The sequence below is a fragment of the Streptomyces spirodelae genome (genome assembly GCF_017676385.1).
GTDB lineage: Bacteria > Actinomycetota > Actinomycetes > Streptomycetales > Streptomycetaceae > Streptomyces > Streptomyces spirodelae.
Map to the genome: position 1 here is coordinate 118,329 of NZ_JAFFZN010000024.1, position 14,985 is coordinate 133,313.

The window sequence follows — 14,985 nt, forward strand, 5'->3', positions numbered from 1 at the left end:
GCCGAGGGCCGAAGTCGGTGACCGAACGTAGCTGTGAATGCCGACAGTCACAAGCCAATGTCGTACACATCACGCGGCGGTCACATAAGTGATGCTCCGTCACATTGCCCGCACGGTTCGGGTCACCGGTGGTCGGCCGCGGTGAACTCCACCGGCAGCGAGCGCAGCCCGCGCATGATGAGTCCCCCGCGCCACCGCAGCTCGTCCGGGGCGGCCGCCAGCCGCAGATCCGGGAGCCGGTGCAACAGCGTGGCGAGCGCCGTCTGTCCCTCCAGCCGGGCGAGCGGCGCGCCCAGGCAGTAGTGGATGCCGTGCCCGTATCCGAGGTGCTGGTTGTCCCGGCGGGTGAGGTCCAGGGCGTCCGGCTCGGCGAACTTGGCCGGGTCGCGGTCGGCCGCCGCGAGGACGACCAGCACCGGCTCGCCCTCCCGCACCAGCTGTCCGCCGAGGGTCAGCTCGCGGGTGGCGAACCGCCAGGTCGCCATCTCGACCGGCCCGTCGTAGCGCAGCAGTTCCTCCACGGCGCCGGCCAGCAGCCCTTCGTCCCCCTCCGCGACAGCCCGCTGGAGGACGGCGCGCTGCCCGGGGTGGCGCAGCAGCGCGTATGTGCCGTTCCCGATCAGGTTGACGGTGGTCTCGAATCCGGCGAACAGCAGGATGAACGCCATCGCGGCCGCCTCGTTCTCGGTGAGGTGCTCGCCGTGGTCGGAGGCGTGGATGAGGCCGGAGATGAGGTCGTCGGCGCCCTGTTCGCGGGCCAGCTCGGCGCGCTTGCGGTGGATCAGCTCCGCGAGATAGCCGCGCATCCGCTTGACCGCGCGGCCCACACCGCCGCGCGGACTGCCCGGCTGATGCAGCATCATGCCCGCCCAGGTATGGAAGTCCTCCTGGTCCTCGCGCGGTACGCCGAGCATCTCGCAGATGGCGTAGATCGGCAGCGGAAAGGCGTACTCGTGGATGAGGTCGGCCTCGCCGCGCGCCGCGAAGGAGTCGATGAGTCCGTCCGCGAGTTCCCGTACCCGGGGTGCGAAGGCGGCGACCCGGCGCGGAGTGAACGCCTTGGACACCAGCCGGCGCAGCCTGGTGTGGTCCGGCGGGTCGATGTTGAGCAGATGCGTCATCAGGTTCGCGCTGCGCTCGCCCGGAATGCCGACCTTGCCCTTGCCGTGCGCGCTCTGCTCGCCGTGGTGGTGCGGGTTCTTGCTCAGCCGCGGGTCGGCCAGCGCCTGCCGCGCGTCGGCGTACCGGGTCACCAGCCACGCCTCCACCCCGCTGGGCAGCCGGGTCCTGCGCACCGGAGCGTGCTCGCGCAGCCAGGCGTAGGCGGGGTAGGGGTCGGCGGCGAACCGCCAGTCGAACAGGGGCGGCATGGGCGGCGGGGACGCGGGCCCGGAGCCGGGCGCGTGATCGTTCGGGTGGTGCACGTCCACGACGGTATGCGCCGGGCGCGGCGCGGGCTCGGCCCGGGCGGCGCGCGCTCAGTCCGGTACGCCTGCCGGGGCGCGCTCCAGCCAGCCGGTGGTGATCAGGTACTGGCCCAGCAGGTACCCCGCCATGATCAGCACCTCCTGGGAGGGGAACTCGTGCCCCGCTGCCTGGAGTCCGATCAGCGCGTCCGAGGCGATGAACGCCAGCGCCCCGGCGGCGACCTTGCCCCCGACGCCGAGCGCCGCCGCACCCATCGCGGTGAGCGCGAGGCTGTAGCCCGCGACCGGGAGGCGCAGCCGGCGCTCCAGCGTGGGCGCCAACGCCGCGTTGACCACGCCCCAGGCGGCGAACGCGGCCGCCGCGCGTTTCGGCCGGGCCCGCAGTCCCCGTACGGCGCCGAGCTGTGCCGTCATGCCCGCGGTGTAGCTGACCTGGGTACCGAGGAAGGCGGCCATGCCGGTCAGCAGCGCGCGGTGGTGGCGGTCCCACAGCAGTGCGGTGTCACCCGCGGTGGCACAGGCGAGCCCGGCCAGCAGCGCTGCGGGCGGGCGTCCGGGCTGTGCGGGGTGGCGGGGGTGCGCCGGGCGGCGGGGACGCGCCGAGAGGTGCCGGGCGTGTGCGGCGAGCGCGGGCATGAGGAAGGGCTTCGCCGCGCGGGCGGGGCCCCTCGGGGCCTTCGCTGTGGCGTAGAGGTCCGCGGCGGCCAGCGCGGCGAACGTTGCGAGGCTCCTGCCCTTGGTGAGCGCCATCCGGGCAGTGTTACCGCAGAGTAGGGTGTCGTCAACCCCGGCGCCCGGGTACCGGCGAGAGGCGCCGAACGCTCTCACTTGAGCGGGGTGTCTCTCCACTGATAGACCTTGAAGGGCCTCACAAGGGCCTTGCGAACGCACCGGCGCACCAGTTTCGTGAAATGTTTCACATGAGAAAGTGCCCGGTGAGCCCCGGTTTTGACTCGGAAGACGGGGTGGAAGGCGGCGTTCCGGATGTGCTCCCGGCGCCCAGGACGCACACGGTCCGTCCCCCGTCACGCGGTTCACCCGCCGCCTCGTCGATCCCCGCAGCTCAAAAGCTGTGTCAACGGCTCACGGCGGTCAGTGGTTCCGGCATCGCCCTGTGGGCTCGATCACGGGGCGGCGGAGTGTAGCAGAGGGTGTGGTGATGCTTGTGAAGGCCCTCACGAAGTGACCCCCACCGGTGGGTGGATACTCGATTTCATGAGCACCACGGAGCGTCCCCGAATCCTCGTAGTGGGTGGCGGGTACGTCGGTCTGTACGCAGCGCGGCGCATTCTGAAGAAGATGCGCTACGGCGAGGCGACCGTCACGGTCGTCGACCCGCGGTCGTACATGACGTACCAGCCCTTCCTCCCCGAAGCCGCCGCCGGCAGCATCTCACCCCGCCACGTCGTGGTCCCCCTGCGACGCGTGCTCCCCAAGGCCGAGGTCCTCACCGGCCGCGTCACCTCCATCGACCAGGACCGCAAGGTCGCCAACGTGTCGCCGCTGGTCGGCGACGCGTACGAGCTGCCCTTCGACTACCTGGTCATCGCGATGGGCGCGGTCTCCCGGACCTTCCCGGTGCCCGGTCTCGCCGAGAACGGCATCGGTATGAAGGGCGTGGAAGAGGCCATCGGCCTGCGCAACCACGTCCTGGAGCAGCTCGACAAGGCGGACTCCACACAGGACGAGGACGCCCGCCGCAAGGCACTCACCTTCGTCTTCATCGGCGGCGGTTTCGCCGGCGCCGAGACCATCGGCGAGGTCGAGGACATGGCGCGGGACGCCGCCAAGTACTACCCCAACGTCAAGCGCGAGGACATGCGGTTCGTCCTCGTCGACGCGGCCCCCGGCATCCTGCCCGAGGTCGGCCCGAAGCTGGGCGAGTGGGGCCTGGAGCACCTCAAGAAGCGCGGCGTCGAGGTCTACCTGAACACCTCCATGGAGTCCTGCGTGGACGGCCATGTCGTGCTCAAGAACGGGCTGGAGGTCGACTCCAGCACCATCGTGTGGACCGCGGGCGTCAAGCCCAACCCGGTGCTCTCCCGCTTCGGGCTGCCCCTCGGTCCCAAGGGCCATGTGGACGTGGACGCCTCCATGCAGGTCAAGGGCGTGGACTACGCCTGGGCCGCAGGCGACAACGCGCAGGTGCCGGACCTGGCCGCCGGCAAGGAGGGCGCCTTCTGCCCGCCCAACGCGCAGCACGCGCTGCGCCAGGCCAAGGTGCTCGGGGACAACGTCATCTCCGGTATGCGCGGCTTCCCGCAGGGCAAGTACAAGCACGCCAACAAGGGCGCCGTCGCGGGGCTCGGCCTGCACAAGGGCGTCGCGATGATCGTCTTCGGCAAGACGAAGATCAAGCTGCGCGGCCGGCTGGCCTGGTACTTCCACCGTGCCTACCACGGCCTGGCCGTCCCCACCTGGAACCGCAAGATCCGGGTCTTCGCCGACTGGACGCTGGGGATGTTCCTCAAGCGCGAGGTCGTCTCGCTGGGCGCCATGGAGCACCCGCGCGGCGAGTTCTACGAGGCGGCGGCTCCGGTGACAGCGGCCGCGCTCGGCAAGGCGGAGGCGTCCGCGCCGACCGACACCAGCAAGGCGACCGCCGACGGCCGGGCCGACAGCCCGGTCGACGGCAAGAACGAAAAGGCAGCCGCCTCCTCCTGAGAACCGACCGCCGGTCGGGCAGGGCGCTGCCCGCACCGGCGGGGCGGCCCGGAGGGGTGCGGGGGACTGCGCGACCAGTCAACAGGGCAGCCGCAGACTGCGGCGGAGAGCCCGGCGCAGTCCCTGGCCAGCAACATCGGTAGGCCCCGGCCACAGGCCGAGCGCCGCATCGTGTACGTCCCAGAGGGGCGTGAGCCATCCGTGGGGCTCACGCCCCTCTGGCCGTTTCCGCCGTACCGAAACGGCCGGTTCTCCGGGCACAGTGGGCATACTCCCACCCCCGCCCGCGTTACGTGTACGGGGAATCCACCCCTGCCGACACGGAGGTGTGCTCAATGGCCGGTGCCGCCCAACGGATCGTCGCGCTCGCGGAACAGCTGCTGGGGGTCCCGCTCCCGGTCCGGGTGCGGGCGTGGGACAACAGCGAGGCCGGGCCGCCGCAGGCCCCCGTGCTGGTCGTACGCAGTCGGCGGGCGCTGCGCCGGGTGCTGTGGCGGCCCGGGGAGCTGGGGCTCGCGCGGGCCTGGGTCGCCGGGGACCTCGACGTCGACGGCGACCTGTACCGGGCGCTGGAACTGATGGCGGGACTGATCTGGGAACGGGGCGAGGGGCCCGGTGCGGTGCCGGACAACGCCGAGGATTCCGGCGGCGGTTGGGTGCGCGGCGCGCTCTCCCTCGCCCGCGACCCGGCGACCCGCGCGGCCGCCGCCGAACTGCTGCGGCTGGCGGGACCCGGACTGCCGCCCCCACCGCCGGCAGAGGAGGCCCGCCGCCGCGCCGGCCTGCGCCATACCCTCGGCAGCGACCGCAAGGCCATCAGCCACCACTACGACGTCGGCAACGACTTCTACGAACTCGTACTGGGCCCCAGCATGGTCTACTCCTGCGCCTACTGGCAGCCGGACGGCACTTTGGAAGAGGCCCAGCACGACAAGCTCGACCTGATCTGCCGCAAGCTCGCCCTGCGCGAGGGGCAGCGGTTGCTGGACGTCGGCGGCGGCTGGGGCTCGCTCGTCCTGCACGCAGCGCGCGAGTACGGCGTGCGCGCCGTCGCCGTCACCCTCTCCCGGGAGCAGGCCGCCTACGGCCGCAAGCGGATCGCCGAGGAGGGGCTGACCGACCGGGTGGAGATCCGCGTCCAGGACTACCGCGAGATCGACGACGGCCCCTATGACGCGATTTCCTCCGTCGGCATGGCGGAGCACGTCGGCGCGGCCCGCTACCGCGAGTACGCCGACAGCCTGTACGCCCTGCTGAAGCCCGGCGGGCGGCTGCTCAACCACCAGATCGCGCGCCGGCCCCTCGCTGACGAAGAGGCATACGAGGTCGACCCGTTCATCGACGCCTACGTCTTCCCCGACGGGGAGCTCGCCCCCATCGGCCGCACCGTATCGCTGCTGGAGCGGGCCGGTTTCGAGGTGCGGGACGTGGAGTCCCTGCGCGAGCACTACGCGCTGACCCTGCGCGCCTGGGTGCGCAACCTGGAGTCCGACTTCCCGCGTGCCGCACGGCTCACCACCCCCGGACGGGCCCGCGTCTGGCGGCTCTACATGGCGGCTTCGGCGCTGGCCTTCGAGCGCAACCGGATCGGCGTCAACCAGGTGCTGGCCGTCAAGACCCCCGAGTCCGGTGCCTCGGGCCTGCCGTTGCGGACCCGCAGGTGGACGGCGGACGGATAGCCGGGCCCGTCGCTGTACCGGTCAGCCCGCCGCTGTACCGGTCAGGGGGTGCCCTGTCCGGATGCGGCACCGCCCACCCGCTCCGGTGAAGGGGCGGGTGGGCGGCGCCGAGTGCCAGGGACTGCCGGGGACTGCCGGCTCAGTCCGTCTTGATGGCGGCCAGCATGTTGAGGCGGGCGGCCCGCCGCGCCGGCCACAGGGCGGCGAGGATGCCGACCAGTGCGGCGAGGGCGAGGAAGATGCCCATCCGGCCCCAGGGCAGTACGAGGGTGTAGGTGTCCAGCGAGTCGGCGATCACCTCACCCGCCGCCCAGCCGAAGAAGACGCCGAGGCCGATGCCGAGCACCCCGCCGAAGAGCGAGATGACCAGCGACTCCAGCCGCACCATCCGCTTGACCCCGCGCCGGTCGAGGCCGATGGCGCGCAGCATCCCGATCTCCTGGCCGCGTTCGAACACCGACATGGCCAGGGTGTTGATCACCCCGAGCACGGCGACGATCACGGCCATGGCGAGCAGCCCGTAGAGCATGTTCAGCAGGATGTTGATCATCTGCGCTATGGACTCGGAGATGTCCTTCTTGTCCTGTACGAGGACCGCCGGGTTGTTGCCCAGCTGCTTCTCCAGGGCCTTCTTGACCTGATCGGTCGCGCCGTCCTTCGTCTTGGCGAGGACCTGCATGTCCGCGACCTTCTCCAGGTGCGGGGTGACGGCCTTGTTGTCGACGAGGATGCCCTTGATCATCTCGTTGCCGCGGTAGATCCCGGCGACCGACAGCCACGCCTTCTCGCCGTCCTCGTAGGTCACCTGGAAGCGGGAGCCGGGCTTCCAGCCCTTCGCCTTCGCCATGTCGCTGTCCACGACGATCTGCTTGGCGCCGCTGATGCCCGACCAGCCGCCTGCGGTGAAGTCCAGCGAGGTGAGCTGGTCGATGGTGGAGCCGTTGACACCGGTCAGGTACTCGGTGTCGCCGCCGATCTCGGCCTGCGCGTTGCGCAGCGGCGAGGTCGCGGTGACCTGCTCCGAGCGGGCCAGCTCCTTCTCCACCTGGGGTGAGAGGGGCGTGAAGTTGGCCATGGAGACGGTGTAGTCGGCCTTCAGCGAGTCCGTCGCCATCTTGTCGACGGCCTTCTGCACGCTGCCCGCGATCACCGTCAGCCCGGTGATCAGCGTCAGTCCGACCATCAGCGCGGACGCGGTGGCCGCCGTACGGCGCGGATTGCGTACCGCGTTCTGCCGGGCCAGCTTGCCGCTGACGTTGAAGAGCCGCAGTACCGGCGCCGCCGCCGCGATCAGCGGGCGGGACAGCAGCGGGGTCAGCACGAACACGCCGATCAGCAGCAGCCCGGCACCCAGGCCCATGGGCGCCTTGGCGCCGTCGCCCATCCCGGTGGCCATCAGCACCAGCACCGCGCCGGCGGCGGACAGCAGGGCGCCGATGGTGTTGCGGACGATCAGCGAGCGGGTCGTCGCCGGGGCGTGCACGCTGCCCATCGCGGCGACCGGCGGGATCTTGGCCGCGCGCCGTGCGGGCAGCCAGGCCGCCAGGACGGTGATGACGACCCCGACCGCCAGCGAGATCGCGACCGTGGTCGGTTCGATCACCAGCGGACCGTCGGGCATGGTGCCCATCTTGCCGACCAGGGCGCGCAGTCCGGCGCCGATACCGACACCGGCCGCCATCCCGGCCAGCCCCGCGACGGCGCCGACCACCAGCGCCTCGATCAGCACGGAACGGGTCACCTGACGGCGTCCGGCACCCACCGCGCGCAGCAGCGCCAGCTCCTTGGTGCGCTGGGCGACCAGCATGGTGAAGGTGTTGGCGATGATGAAGATGCCGACGAACAGCGCGATCCCGGCGAAGGCCAGCAGGCTGGTCTTCATGCTGGACATGCTCGACTCGATGGACTTGGACTCCTCGTCGGCGAGCGTCTTGCCGGTGACGGCCTCGGCGTCGGAGGGCAGGATCTTCTCGGCCCGCTCCTTGAGCGTGGCCTGCGAGACGCCGGGCTCGGCCTTGAGCTGGATCTCGGTGTACTCGCCGGGCTTGGCGAACAGCTTCTGCGCGGTCGCGTTGTCGAACAGCACGAGGGTGCCGCCCGCAGCCACGCTCCCGTCGTCGGTGGTGAAGATGCCGGTGATCTTCTCCTTGCGCACCGGGCCGTTCACCGACATCCGCACGGTGTCACCGACCTGGTAGCCGGTGCGTTCCGCGGTCTTGGCGTCCAGCGCTATCTGGCCCGGGGCGCGCGGGGCCGCGCCGTCCTTCATCGGGTAGCGCTGGTCGGAGCCCTTGCCGTCCCGGCCGGCGTAGTAGTTGGCGCCCTCGGTGGAGAAGCCGTCGCCGACGAGCTTGCCGTCCTTGTCGGAGAGGGCGGCGAAGCCGGAGACGACACCGGTCGCGGACTCGACGCCCGGCAGCTCACCGGCCCGGTCGAGGGCGCGCTGGCCCAGCGGCGGCGCCGAGTCGCGGCCTTCGGGCGCGTTACCGCCGTCCTGCCGGATGGAGACGTCGACGTTCGCATAGCCCTTTTCGGAGCTCTTGTGGAAGGCGTCGGAGATGGTCGAGGTGAAGACCAGGGTGCCGGAGACGAAGGCCACGCCGAGCAACACGGCGAGCATCGTCATCAGCAGCCTGGCCTTGTGCGCGAAGACATTGCGCAAGGCTGTTCGGAGCATGAGGAAGTCCTGGATGGTCCTTCTACGAGAGGCGGAAAGCAGGCGGGCTGGGCGCTGGGCACCCGGCAGCGCCGGGCGTAAGGGCGGCCGGCGAGGCGTGTACGAGGGCGCGGCGGCGCGTACGGGCACGGAGTGCCTACGGCGTACGCGCTTGAGCGATGAGCACCTACGGCGTACGCGCCGTGCGGGAACGCGCCTTCGGGTTACGCCCACGCGCTGGTGAGCGCGCCAGGCCGCCGGCGAGCGGCTGAAGGTATGCGGTGGGACGCCGTGAGGTGGTATCGGTGGCGGACACGAACGGAGACGAACAGAGACGGAACGCAGGCGGGACGCAGGCGGACGAGGGCGCACGCGCGGGGCGGGCCGCCCGGCTCGCCCGGGCCGTTCTGGCCGTCCTGAGCGCTCTGGCCGTCCTGGCCGTCCGGATCAGCTCCTCCGGATCAGGAGGTCCGGGTCAGCTCGTCCGGGCCCTGGCGTCGAAGGACTTCATCCGCTCCAGCACGCCCTCCGCCGTCGGGCCGGTCATGTCGTCGACGATGCGGCCGTCGGCGAGGAAGACGACGCGGTCGGCGTAGGCGGCGGCCACCGGGTCGTGGGTGACCATGACGACGGTCTGGCCCAGTTCGCGGACGGAGTTGCGCAGGAAGCCGAGGACCTCCGCACCCGCCCGCGAGTCGAGGTTGCCGGTCGGCTCGTCCCCGAAGATGATCTCCGGCTGGGAGGCCAGGGCGCGGGCGACCGCGACCCGCTGCTGCTGGCCGCCGGAGAGCTGGTTGGGCCGGTGCTTGAGCCGGTCGGCCAGGCCGACGGTCCGGATGACGCGGTCCAGCCACGCCTTGTCGGGCTTGCGGCCCGCGATGTCCATCGGCAGCGTGATGTTCTCCAGCGCGTTGAGGGTGGGCAGCAGGTTGAACGCCTGGAAGATGAAGCCGATACGGTCGCGCCGCAGTTGGGTCAGCTTCTTGTCCTTGAGCGAGGTCAGCTCGGTGTCGCCGATGCGGGCGCTGCCGCTGGAGATCGAGTCGAGTCCCGCCATGCAGTGCATGAGGGTGGACTTGCCGGAGCCCGAGGGGCCCATGATGGCGGTGAATTCGGCCTGCCGGAACTCGACCGATATCCGGTCGAGCGCCACCACCTTGGTCTCGCCCTGGCCGTAGACCTTGGACAGATCGGTGGCCCGCGCGGCGGCGACGCCGGTGCTCATGCGGTCTGCGGGGGCTCCGGGGTACGGGCCGCCCGCGGTGTGGTGCTCACGGGTACTGGTCGTCACGGCGCGGTGCTCCTGTCGGATGTCGGTCGGGTGAGACGGAACTTTCGTTGTGACTCCATCGTTCCGTCCGATCCGGGCGACGGAATCCGACCCGGCTCTTGTTTCCGGGACAGCCTTCGGAGGTAGCCGTCGGCCCCCGGTCATCCCTGGGTATGACGGCCGACCCTGAGAGAGGGCGAGGGCTCTTTGCCCACATGGACCGCTGGCATATGCCCCTGGTCGACTTGGGACGTCGAGGCGGGTGACCGAACGGCGACTTTCCGTCATTCCTGGCGAGCCGGACGCGCGGGGAAGAGCGCTGCGAAGTGGTGCATGTGACACTGATGGGTCGTCAGTTGCCAATAAAATAAGACAACATCGGTCTGTCGATCCGCTGTTCGGGGGATGACCCTGGATAGGCTCGTCCCATGCCCTGGGGAGGGCCGTCTGCGCTCAGCGGCGTACGACGCGGTCCAGGAGCCGGTGCCCGGATGGTGGAATGCAGACACGACGAGCTTAAACCTCGTTGGCCCTTGAGGGCCGTGCCGGTTCAAGTCCGGCTCCGGGCACTACCGGGCTCATCCGCTTCGCCGACTCGCGGAGGCGGGCGTCCGCGCTGGCCGACCCGGCCCGCCCCCACCGGGCCGTAGAGCCTCGGACACGACGGGGGCGAAGCCTCCGGGGGCACGACCGGGGTCGGCCCCGCTCAGCGGGTCTCCAGGCGGAGCCTCAGCTCCTTCTCCTGGTCCCCGGCGACCTCCAGCACCTCGACGACGCCGAACGCCGCCAGCAGCACCCGGTGCAGCCGTTCGACCGCCTGCGGGGACCCCTGCAGCTCAGCGGTGACCGGGGTGCCGAGCGCCGGGGTGTCCGGCTGTCCGACGTCACGAGAGACATCGAACCGCGACAGCCACACGTTCGCCTTGCGGCCCTCGGGTTGCAGCTCGGCCCAGTCCGAGGGGAACAGCCCGCCCAGCAACCTGAAGACCACCTCGGCGCCCTCGCAGGCGCAGTCACTGAGCTGCACGGATACTTCCATCTCCCCTTCCGACATCTCCGCCGTCATGGTGCGGGCCTCCCTTTCTCGCGAATACGCTCCAGGCCCAATATCGGCCCGCAGGTACCCGTTCGGCGTGATCCCAACCGGCGATTCGCTCGCCTGGTGCGGCGCGTGTGCCGGAGCGATGAGACGGAGCGCGGGGGAAGGTCTGTGTGCACAGGGCCGTGCCCGCGTGCACAGCGCCGCCCGACCAGTTCCGCATCGACCGCCAGGAGGTACTCATGGCCACCACTCGAACGCTCGCGACGGTCACCGTCAGCCTGCCCGTCGCCGACCGGATGGCGGCGTACACCTTCTACCGGGACGGGCTCGGTCTGGAGGCCGTGGGCAAGCTCGCCGAGGACGGGGTCCCCGAGCCGCTGCGGTTCGTCGTCAACGAAGGGCTGCGGCTGATGCTGATCCCCACCGGCGGCTTCGACTGGATCACCGGCGACCACTCCGTCGCCGGGCCGGAGCAGAGCGAGTGCGTGCTGGCGGTGCCCGTCGCCGAGGAGCGTGACGTGGACGAGACGATGGCCCGCGCCGTGCGCGCCGGCGCGCGGGAGATCAGCGCACCGGCGCGGCAGCCGTGGGGCTACACAGGAGCGTTCGCCGATCCGGACGGCCACATCTGGCTGATCCAGGCCGAGGCGGCGGGGGACGGCCGCTGAGCCGGGCGGGGCGCCGTGCTCGGCGGTCGGCCGGTGCGCGGTGGCGCCTTGCGAAGAGGCCCGCCGTCCACGTGTTGCGAGGGACCCGCTGTCCACGTGCCGGAAATCACTGGGGCGGCTCGGCAGGACGCTTCTAAGCTGCGGGGATGACTCCCAGCACCCTCCAGGGCTCCGCTCCCGCCGCCTCCTCCGCCGCCGTTCCCGCGCCCCCGCTCGCCGCCCGTGCCGCCTCGGTCGGCTCCTCGCCGGTACGGGAGATCCTGGCGCTGACCCAGCGCCCGGAGGTGATCTCCTTCGCCGGTGGACTGCCCGCGCCCGAGCTGTTCGCCGCCGAGCCGATCCGGGCCGCCTACGACCGGGTGCTCGCCGAGGAGCCGCAGCGGGCCCTGCAGTACTCCACCACCGAGGGCGACCCGGCACTGCGCGGGGCCGTGGCGCGGCGGCTGGGGGAGCGTGGGCTGCCGACCGGGCCCGACGACCTGCTGGTGACGACCGGCTCCCAGCAGGCCCTCACCCTGCTGGCGACCGCGTTGCTGGAGCCGGGGGAGACCGTGCTGGTGGAGAACCCGACGTATCTGGCGGCGCTGCAGTGCTTCGGTCTGGCGGGCGCGCGTGTGGTGCCCGTCGACTCCGACGACGAGGGCGTGGACCCGGTGGCGCTGGCCGAGGCGGTCGAGCGCGAGCGGCCCAAGATGCTCTATCTGATACCCACCTTCCAGAACCCGACCGGACGCACCCTGCCGCTCGCCCGACGGGAGGCGGTCGCCGAGCTCGCCGCGCGGTACGGGATGTGGATCGTGGAGGACGACCCCTACGGCGAACTGCGGTTCGAGGGCGAGCACGAGCCGTGGGTCTCCGCGCTTCCGAAGGCCGCCGACCGCACGGTGCTGCTGGGCAGCTTCTCGAAGGTGCTGGCTCCAGGGCTGCGGCTCGGCTGGCTGCGTGCGCCCGCCGCGCTGCGCCGTGCCTGTGTCATCGTCAAGCAGTCGCTGGATCTGCACTGTTCGACCGTCGACCAGGCGGCGGCCGCCCGCTACCTGGCGGACAACGACCTGGACGCGCATCTGGCGCGGGTCCGTGACGCCTACCGCGAGCGCCGGGACGCGCTGCTGGACGGGCTGTCCGCCGCACTGCCGCCCGGCAGCACCTGGAACCACCCGCAGGGCGGCATGTTCGTCTGGGCGCGGCTGCCGGAGGGGTACGACGCCACCGAACTGCTGCGCGAGGCGGTCGCCAAGGACGTCGCGTATGTGCCGGGTGCGCCCTTCTTCGCCGGGTCGCCCGACCCGGCGGCGCTGCGGCTGTCGTTCACCACGCACACTCCCGAGGAGATCCGGGAGGGGCTGCGGCGGCTCGGCGACGTACTGCGGTCCCGCTAGGAGCCCGGCGCGGGGGCGTGCGGCGCCGGTCCCGCGCTGTGATCCGCCGGGCGCAGCCGCGCACCGACGCGGCCGAGCGCGCGGGCGACGACGTCGAGCTCCTCGCGGTCCAGCACGTCTATCAGCGCTGAGCGGACCGCCTCCACATGCCCCGGGGCCGCGGCACGCAGAGTGTCGCGGCCCTCGGTCGTGAGCACCGCCAGGACGCCCCGGTCGTCGAAGGGGCAGGACCGGCGCTCGACCAGGCCGCGCTTCTCCAGCTGGCCCACCTGGTAGGTGAGGCCGCTCTTGGAGGTGAACAGGCCGTGCGCCAGGTCGGTCATCCGGACCTCACCTTCGGGCGCCGTGGCGAGCTTGACGAGGATCTCGTACTGCGCGTGGGAGAGCCCCGCGTCGTCCTTGAGTTGGTGCTCCACATGGCGGGAGACCCGGCTGGTGGCTTCCAGGAAGCCAAGCCAGGCCGCCATTTCACGCTCGTCGAGCCACCTGGTTCCAGCCATGGGGCCCATCGTACCGGTTGTTCAAATTCGAACCTCCTTGTTACGGTCGTCCACCGTCAGGTCCTTCAAATTCGAACTACACCGTCCGGCCGAAGCGCCGTCCAGCCGTAGGAGGCTCCGCTCATGTCGTCCCCCCACGTGACCGAGACCACTGACACCGCCCGGTACGCCCCCTCGTCCGGCTCCCTCACCGGTGGCGGAGCAGCCCCCGCCGAACAGTCCGCGTACGACGCCGGGCTGCTGGTGCTGCGCCTCGCGCTCGGTCTGACGATGGCGGCGCACGGCTCGCAGAAACTGTTCGGCTGGTTCAGCGGCGGCGGCATCGACGGCACCGCGCAGTTCTTCGCGTCCTCCGGTTACCCCTCGGCCAAGACCATGGCCGTGGTCGCCGGCCTGACCGAGACCCTCGGCGGACTCGGCCTCGTCCTGGGCCTGCTCACCCCGCTGGCGGGCGCCGCGGTTTTCGGCACCCTGCTCAACGCACTCGCGGTCAAGTGGGGCGGCGGCTTCTTCGCGCCCCAGGGCGTCGAATACGAACTGCTGCTTCTCGTGGGCGCCGCCGCACTCACCCTGACCGGTCCCGGCCGGCTGGCGGCCGACCGGGTGCTGCCACTGCCGAGCCCGCACCGGCTCACCCACGGCGCGGCGGCGCTCGTCCTCGGCGCACTCGTCGCGGGTGCTGTGCTCCTCGCACGCTCCTGACACTCCACCCGGGTGAGGCACGGGAAGGCCGGGGAACGTAAGGGAAGTGGAACAATGGACAGCTTTCCTTCGTTCTTGACTCTGCACTAGCGTGCTGTTTTTGCCAACGCATTACGCTGGACTGCAATGCCGCGCTGTGTGGCCATGGAGGAGTGAGATGAGGAGCAGTAACCCGGTCTTCTCGCGACGGGGGTTCAGCCGCTCAGGCGGCTATGCCGGTTTCGACGCCCAGCAGCAGCCGCCGCAGGCCGGGAACCCCTACGCGACCAACCCCTACGCCGCGAACCCGTACGCGGGCCAGCAGACCCAGGCACCCGGCCAGCCGTACGCGCCGCCGGCCGCGCCGCCGTCCGCCGGGCGGATGACCATCGACGATGTCGTCGCCCGTACGGGTATGACTCTCGGCCTCGTCATCGTGATGGCCGCCGCCGCCTGGATTGCCGGGCTTTCGCTGCCGCTCGCGTTCGGCGCCGGCCTCGTGGCGATGGTGCTGGCCTTCGTGCAGTCGTTCAAGCGCAAGCCGTCGCCCGCGCTCATCCTGGGGTACGCCGCCCTCGAGGGCCTCTTCCTCGGTGCGCTGAGCAACTACGTCAACCAGTTCGTGGACGGTGCCGCCATGCAGGCGGTGCTGGGCACGCTGGCGGTGTTCACGGCCGTCCTGGTGCTCTACAAGACCCGTGTGATTCGCGTCACCCAGCGGTTCTACCGCTTCACGATCGCCGCAGCGATCGGCTTCGTGCTGCTGATGGCCGTCAACCTGCTCGCCGCCGTCATCACCGGCGGTGACGGACTCGGCCTCCGCAGCGGCGGTCTGGGCATCCTGTTCGGCGTCGTCGGTGTCGTGCTCGGTGCGCTGTTCCTCGCACTCGACTTCAAGCAGGTCGAGGACGGAATCGCCTACGGCGCTCCCAAGGAGGAGGCGTGGCTCGCCGCGTTCGGGCTGACGCTGACCCTGGTGTGGATCTACCTGGAGTTCCTGCGTCTGATCGCCATCCTGC

Annotated in this window: 12 protein-coding genes and 1 tRNA gene; 7 read left to right on the forward strand and 6 right to left on the reverse strand. The window is 71.1% G+C overall.

Translation table 11 applies throughout. The annotated features are described in order from the left end of the window. Window positions 1-122: 122 nt before the first annotated feature. Window positions 123-1,370 (reverse strand): cytochrome P450 family protein, encoded by a 1,248-nt coding sequence (locus tag JW592_RS24035; protein WP_209267312.1) that lies wholly within the window; start codon window positions 1,368-1,370, stop codon window positions 123-125. Window positions 1,371-1,478: 108 nt separating this feature from the next. Further along, a complete protein-coding gene (locus JW592_RS24040) occupies window positions 1,479-2,177 on the reverse strand; it encodes a lysoplasmalogenase family protein (RefSeq protein ID WP_209267293.1) in 699 nt (232 codons plus the stop codon). Window positions 2,178-2,642: 465 nt separating this feature from the next. Here JW592_RS24040 and JW592_RS24045 point away from each other — a divergent pair, with 465 nt between their 5' ends. Together JW592_RS24045 and JW592_RS24050 are read left to right on the forward strand one after the other, a co-directional pair. Further along, the gene (locus JW592_RS24045; RefSeq protein ID WP_209267294.1) at window positions 2,643-4,091 is read left to right on the forward strand and encodes an NAD(P)/FAD-dependent oxidoreductase; all 1,449 of its coding nucleotides are present in this window, start codon (window positions 2,643-2,645) and stop codon (window positions 4,089-4,091) included. Between the two features lie 335 nt (window positions 4,092-4,426). Further along, complete coding sequence (locus JW592_RS24050; RefSeq protein ID WP_209267295.1) at window positions 4,427-5,770, forward strand: SAM-dependent methyltransferase; 1,344 nt, start codon at window positions 4,427-4,429, stop codon at window positions 5,768-5,770. A 139-nt stretch (window positions 5,771-5,909) separates the two neighbouring features. Here the strand turns inward: JW592_RS24050 and JW592_RS24055 are convergent, their stop codons facing one another. Next, window positions 5,910-8,447 carry an ABC transporter permease gene (locus tag JW592_RS24055; protein WP_209267296.1) on the reverse strand — a complete coding sequence of 846 codons (2,538 nt, stop codon included), beginning with the start codon at window positions 8,445-8,447 and terminating at the stop codon, window positions 5,910-5,912. 454 nt (window positions 8,448-8,901) lie between these two features. Continuing rightward, window positions 8,902-9,651, reverse strand: coding sequence for an ABC transporter ATP-binding protein (locus tag JW592_RS24060; protein ID WP_209267313.1), 750 nt, complete (start codon window positions 9,649-9,651; stop codon window positions 8,902-8,904). Between the two features lie 530 nt (window positions 9,652-10,181). Between JW592_RS24060 and JW592_RS24065 the strand changes: the two genes are divergently transcribed. Further along, window positions 10,182-10,265: transfer RNA gene (locus tag JW592_RS24065), tRNA-Leu, on the forward strand. A 137-nt stretch (window positions 10,266-10,402) separates the two neighbouring features. Here JW592_RS24065 and JW592_RS24070 read toward each other — a convergent pair. Beyond that, on the reverse strand, window positions 10,403-10,762 hold the full coding sequence (locus JW592_RS24070; protein ID WP_209267297.1) for a hypothetical protein: 360 nt from the start codon (window positions 10,760-10,762) through the stop codon (window positions 10,403-10,405). 215 nt (window positions 10,763-10,977) lie between these two features. On the opposite strand from JW592_RS24070, the gene JW592_RS24075 reads away from it, so the two are divergent. Both JW592_RS24075 and JW592_RS24080 read left to right on the forward strand, forming a co-directional pair. Then, the gene (locus JW592_RS24075; RefSeq protein ID WP_209267298.1) at window positions 10,978-11,406 is read left to right on the forward strand and encodes a VOC family protein; all 429 of its coding nucleotides are present in this window, start codon (window positions 10,978-10,980) and stop codon (window positions 11,404-11,406) included. A gap of 146 nt (window positions 11,407-11,552) precedes the next feature. Continuing rightward, window positions 11,553-12,785, forward strand: coding sequence for an aminotransferase-like domain-containing protein (locus tag JW592_RS24080; RefSeq protein WP_209267299.1), 1,233 nt, complete (start codon window positions 11,553-11,555; stop codon window positions 12,783-12,785). Here the strand turns inward: JW592_RS24080 and JW592_RS24085 are convergent. Beyond that, on the reverse strand, window positions 12,782-13,285 hold the full coding sequence (locus tag JW592_RS24085; RefSeq protein WP_209267300.1) for a MarR family winged helix-turn-helix transcriptional regulator: 504 nt from the start codon (window positions 13,283-13,285) through the stop codon (window positions 12,782-12,784). The two genes, JW592_RS24080 and JW592_RS24085, sit on opposite strands and share 4 nt — an antisense overlap. A 123-nt stretch (window positions 13,286-13,408) precedes the next feature. On the opposite strand from JW592_RS24085, the gene JW592_RS24090 reads away from it, so the two are divergent. Together JW592_RS24090 and JW592_RS24095 are read left to right on the forward strand one after the other, a co-directional pair. After that, window positions 13,409-13,987, forward strand: a complete 579-nt coding sequence (locus tag JW592_RS24090) for a DoxX family protein (RefSeq protein ID WP_209267301.1) — start codon at window positions 13,409-13,411, stop codon at window positions 13,985-13,987. A 157-nt stretch (window positions 13,988-14,144) separates the two neighbouring features. Beyond that, on the forward strand, window positions 14,145-14,985 hold an 841-nt coding region (locus JW592_RS24095), incomplete at its 3' end, for a Bax inhibitor-1/YccA family protein (protein WP_209267302.1).

Bases quoted from the DNA above. Each gene is read 5' to 3' on its own strand.
- JW592_RS24035 (WP_209267312.1), bottom strand. From the start codon at position 1,370: ATGCCGCCCCTGTTCGACTGGCGGTTCGCCGCCGACCCCTACCCCGCC.
- JW592_RS24040 (WP_209267293.1), bottom strand. From the start codon at position 2,177: ATGGCGCTCACCAAGGGCAGGAGCCTCGCAACGTTCGCCGCGCTGGCC.
- JW592_RS24045 (WP_209267294.1), top strand. From the start codon at position 2,643: ATGAGCACCACGGAGCGTCCCCGAATCCTCGTAGTGGGTGGCGGGTAC.
- JW592_RS24050 (WP_209267295.1), top strand. From the start codon at position 4,427: ATGGCCGGTGCCGCCCAACGGATCGTCGCGCTCGCGGAACAGCTGCTG.
- JW592_RS24055 (WP_209267296.1), bottom strand. From the start codon at position 8,447: ATGCTCCGAACAGCCTTGCGCAATGTCTTCGCGCACAAGGCCAGGCTG.
- JW592_RS24060 (WP_209267313.1), bottom strand. From the start codon at position 9,651: ATGAGCACCGGCGTCGCCGCCGCGCGGGCCACCGATCTGTCCAAGGTC.
- JW592_RS24070 (WP_209267297.1), bottom strand. From the start codon at position 10,762: ATGACGGCGGAGATGTCGGAAGGGGAGATGGAAGTATCCGTGCAGCTC.
- JW592_RS24075 (WP_209267298.1), top strand. From the start codon at position 10,978: ATGGCCACCACTCGAACGCTCGCGACGGTCACCGTCAGCCTGCCCGTC.
- JW592_RS24080 (WP_209267299.1), top strand. From the start codon at position 11,553: ATGACTCCCAGCACCCTCCAGGGCTCCGCTCCCGCCGCCTCCTCCGCC.
- JW592_RS24085 (WP_209267300.1), bottom strand. From the start codon at position 13,285: ATGGCTGGAACCAGGTGGCTCGACGAGCGTGAAATGGCGGCCTGGCTT.
- JW592_RS24090 (WP_209267301.1), top strand. From the start codon at position 13,409: ATGTCGTCCCCCCACGTGACCGAGACCACTGACACCGCCCGGTACGCC.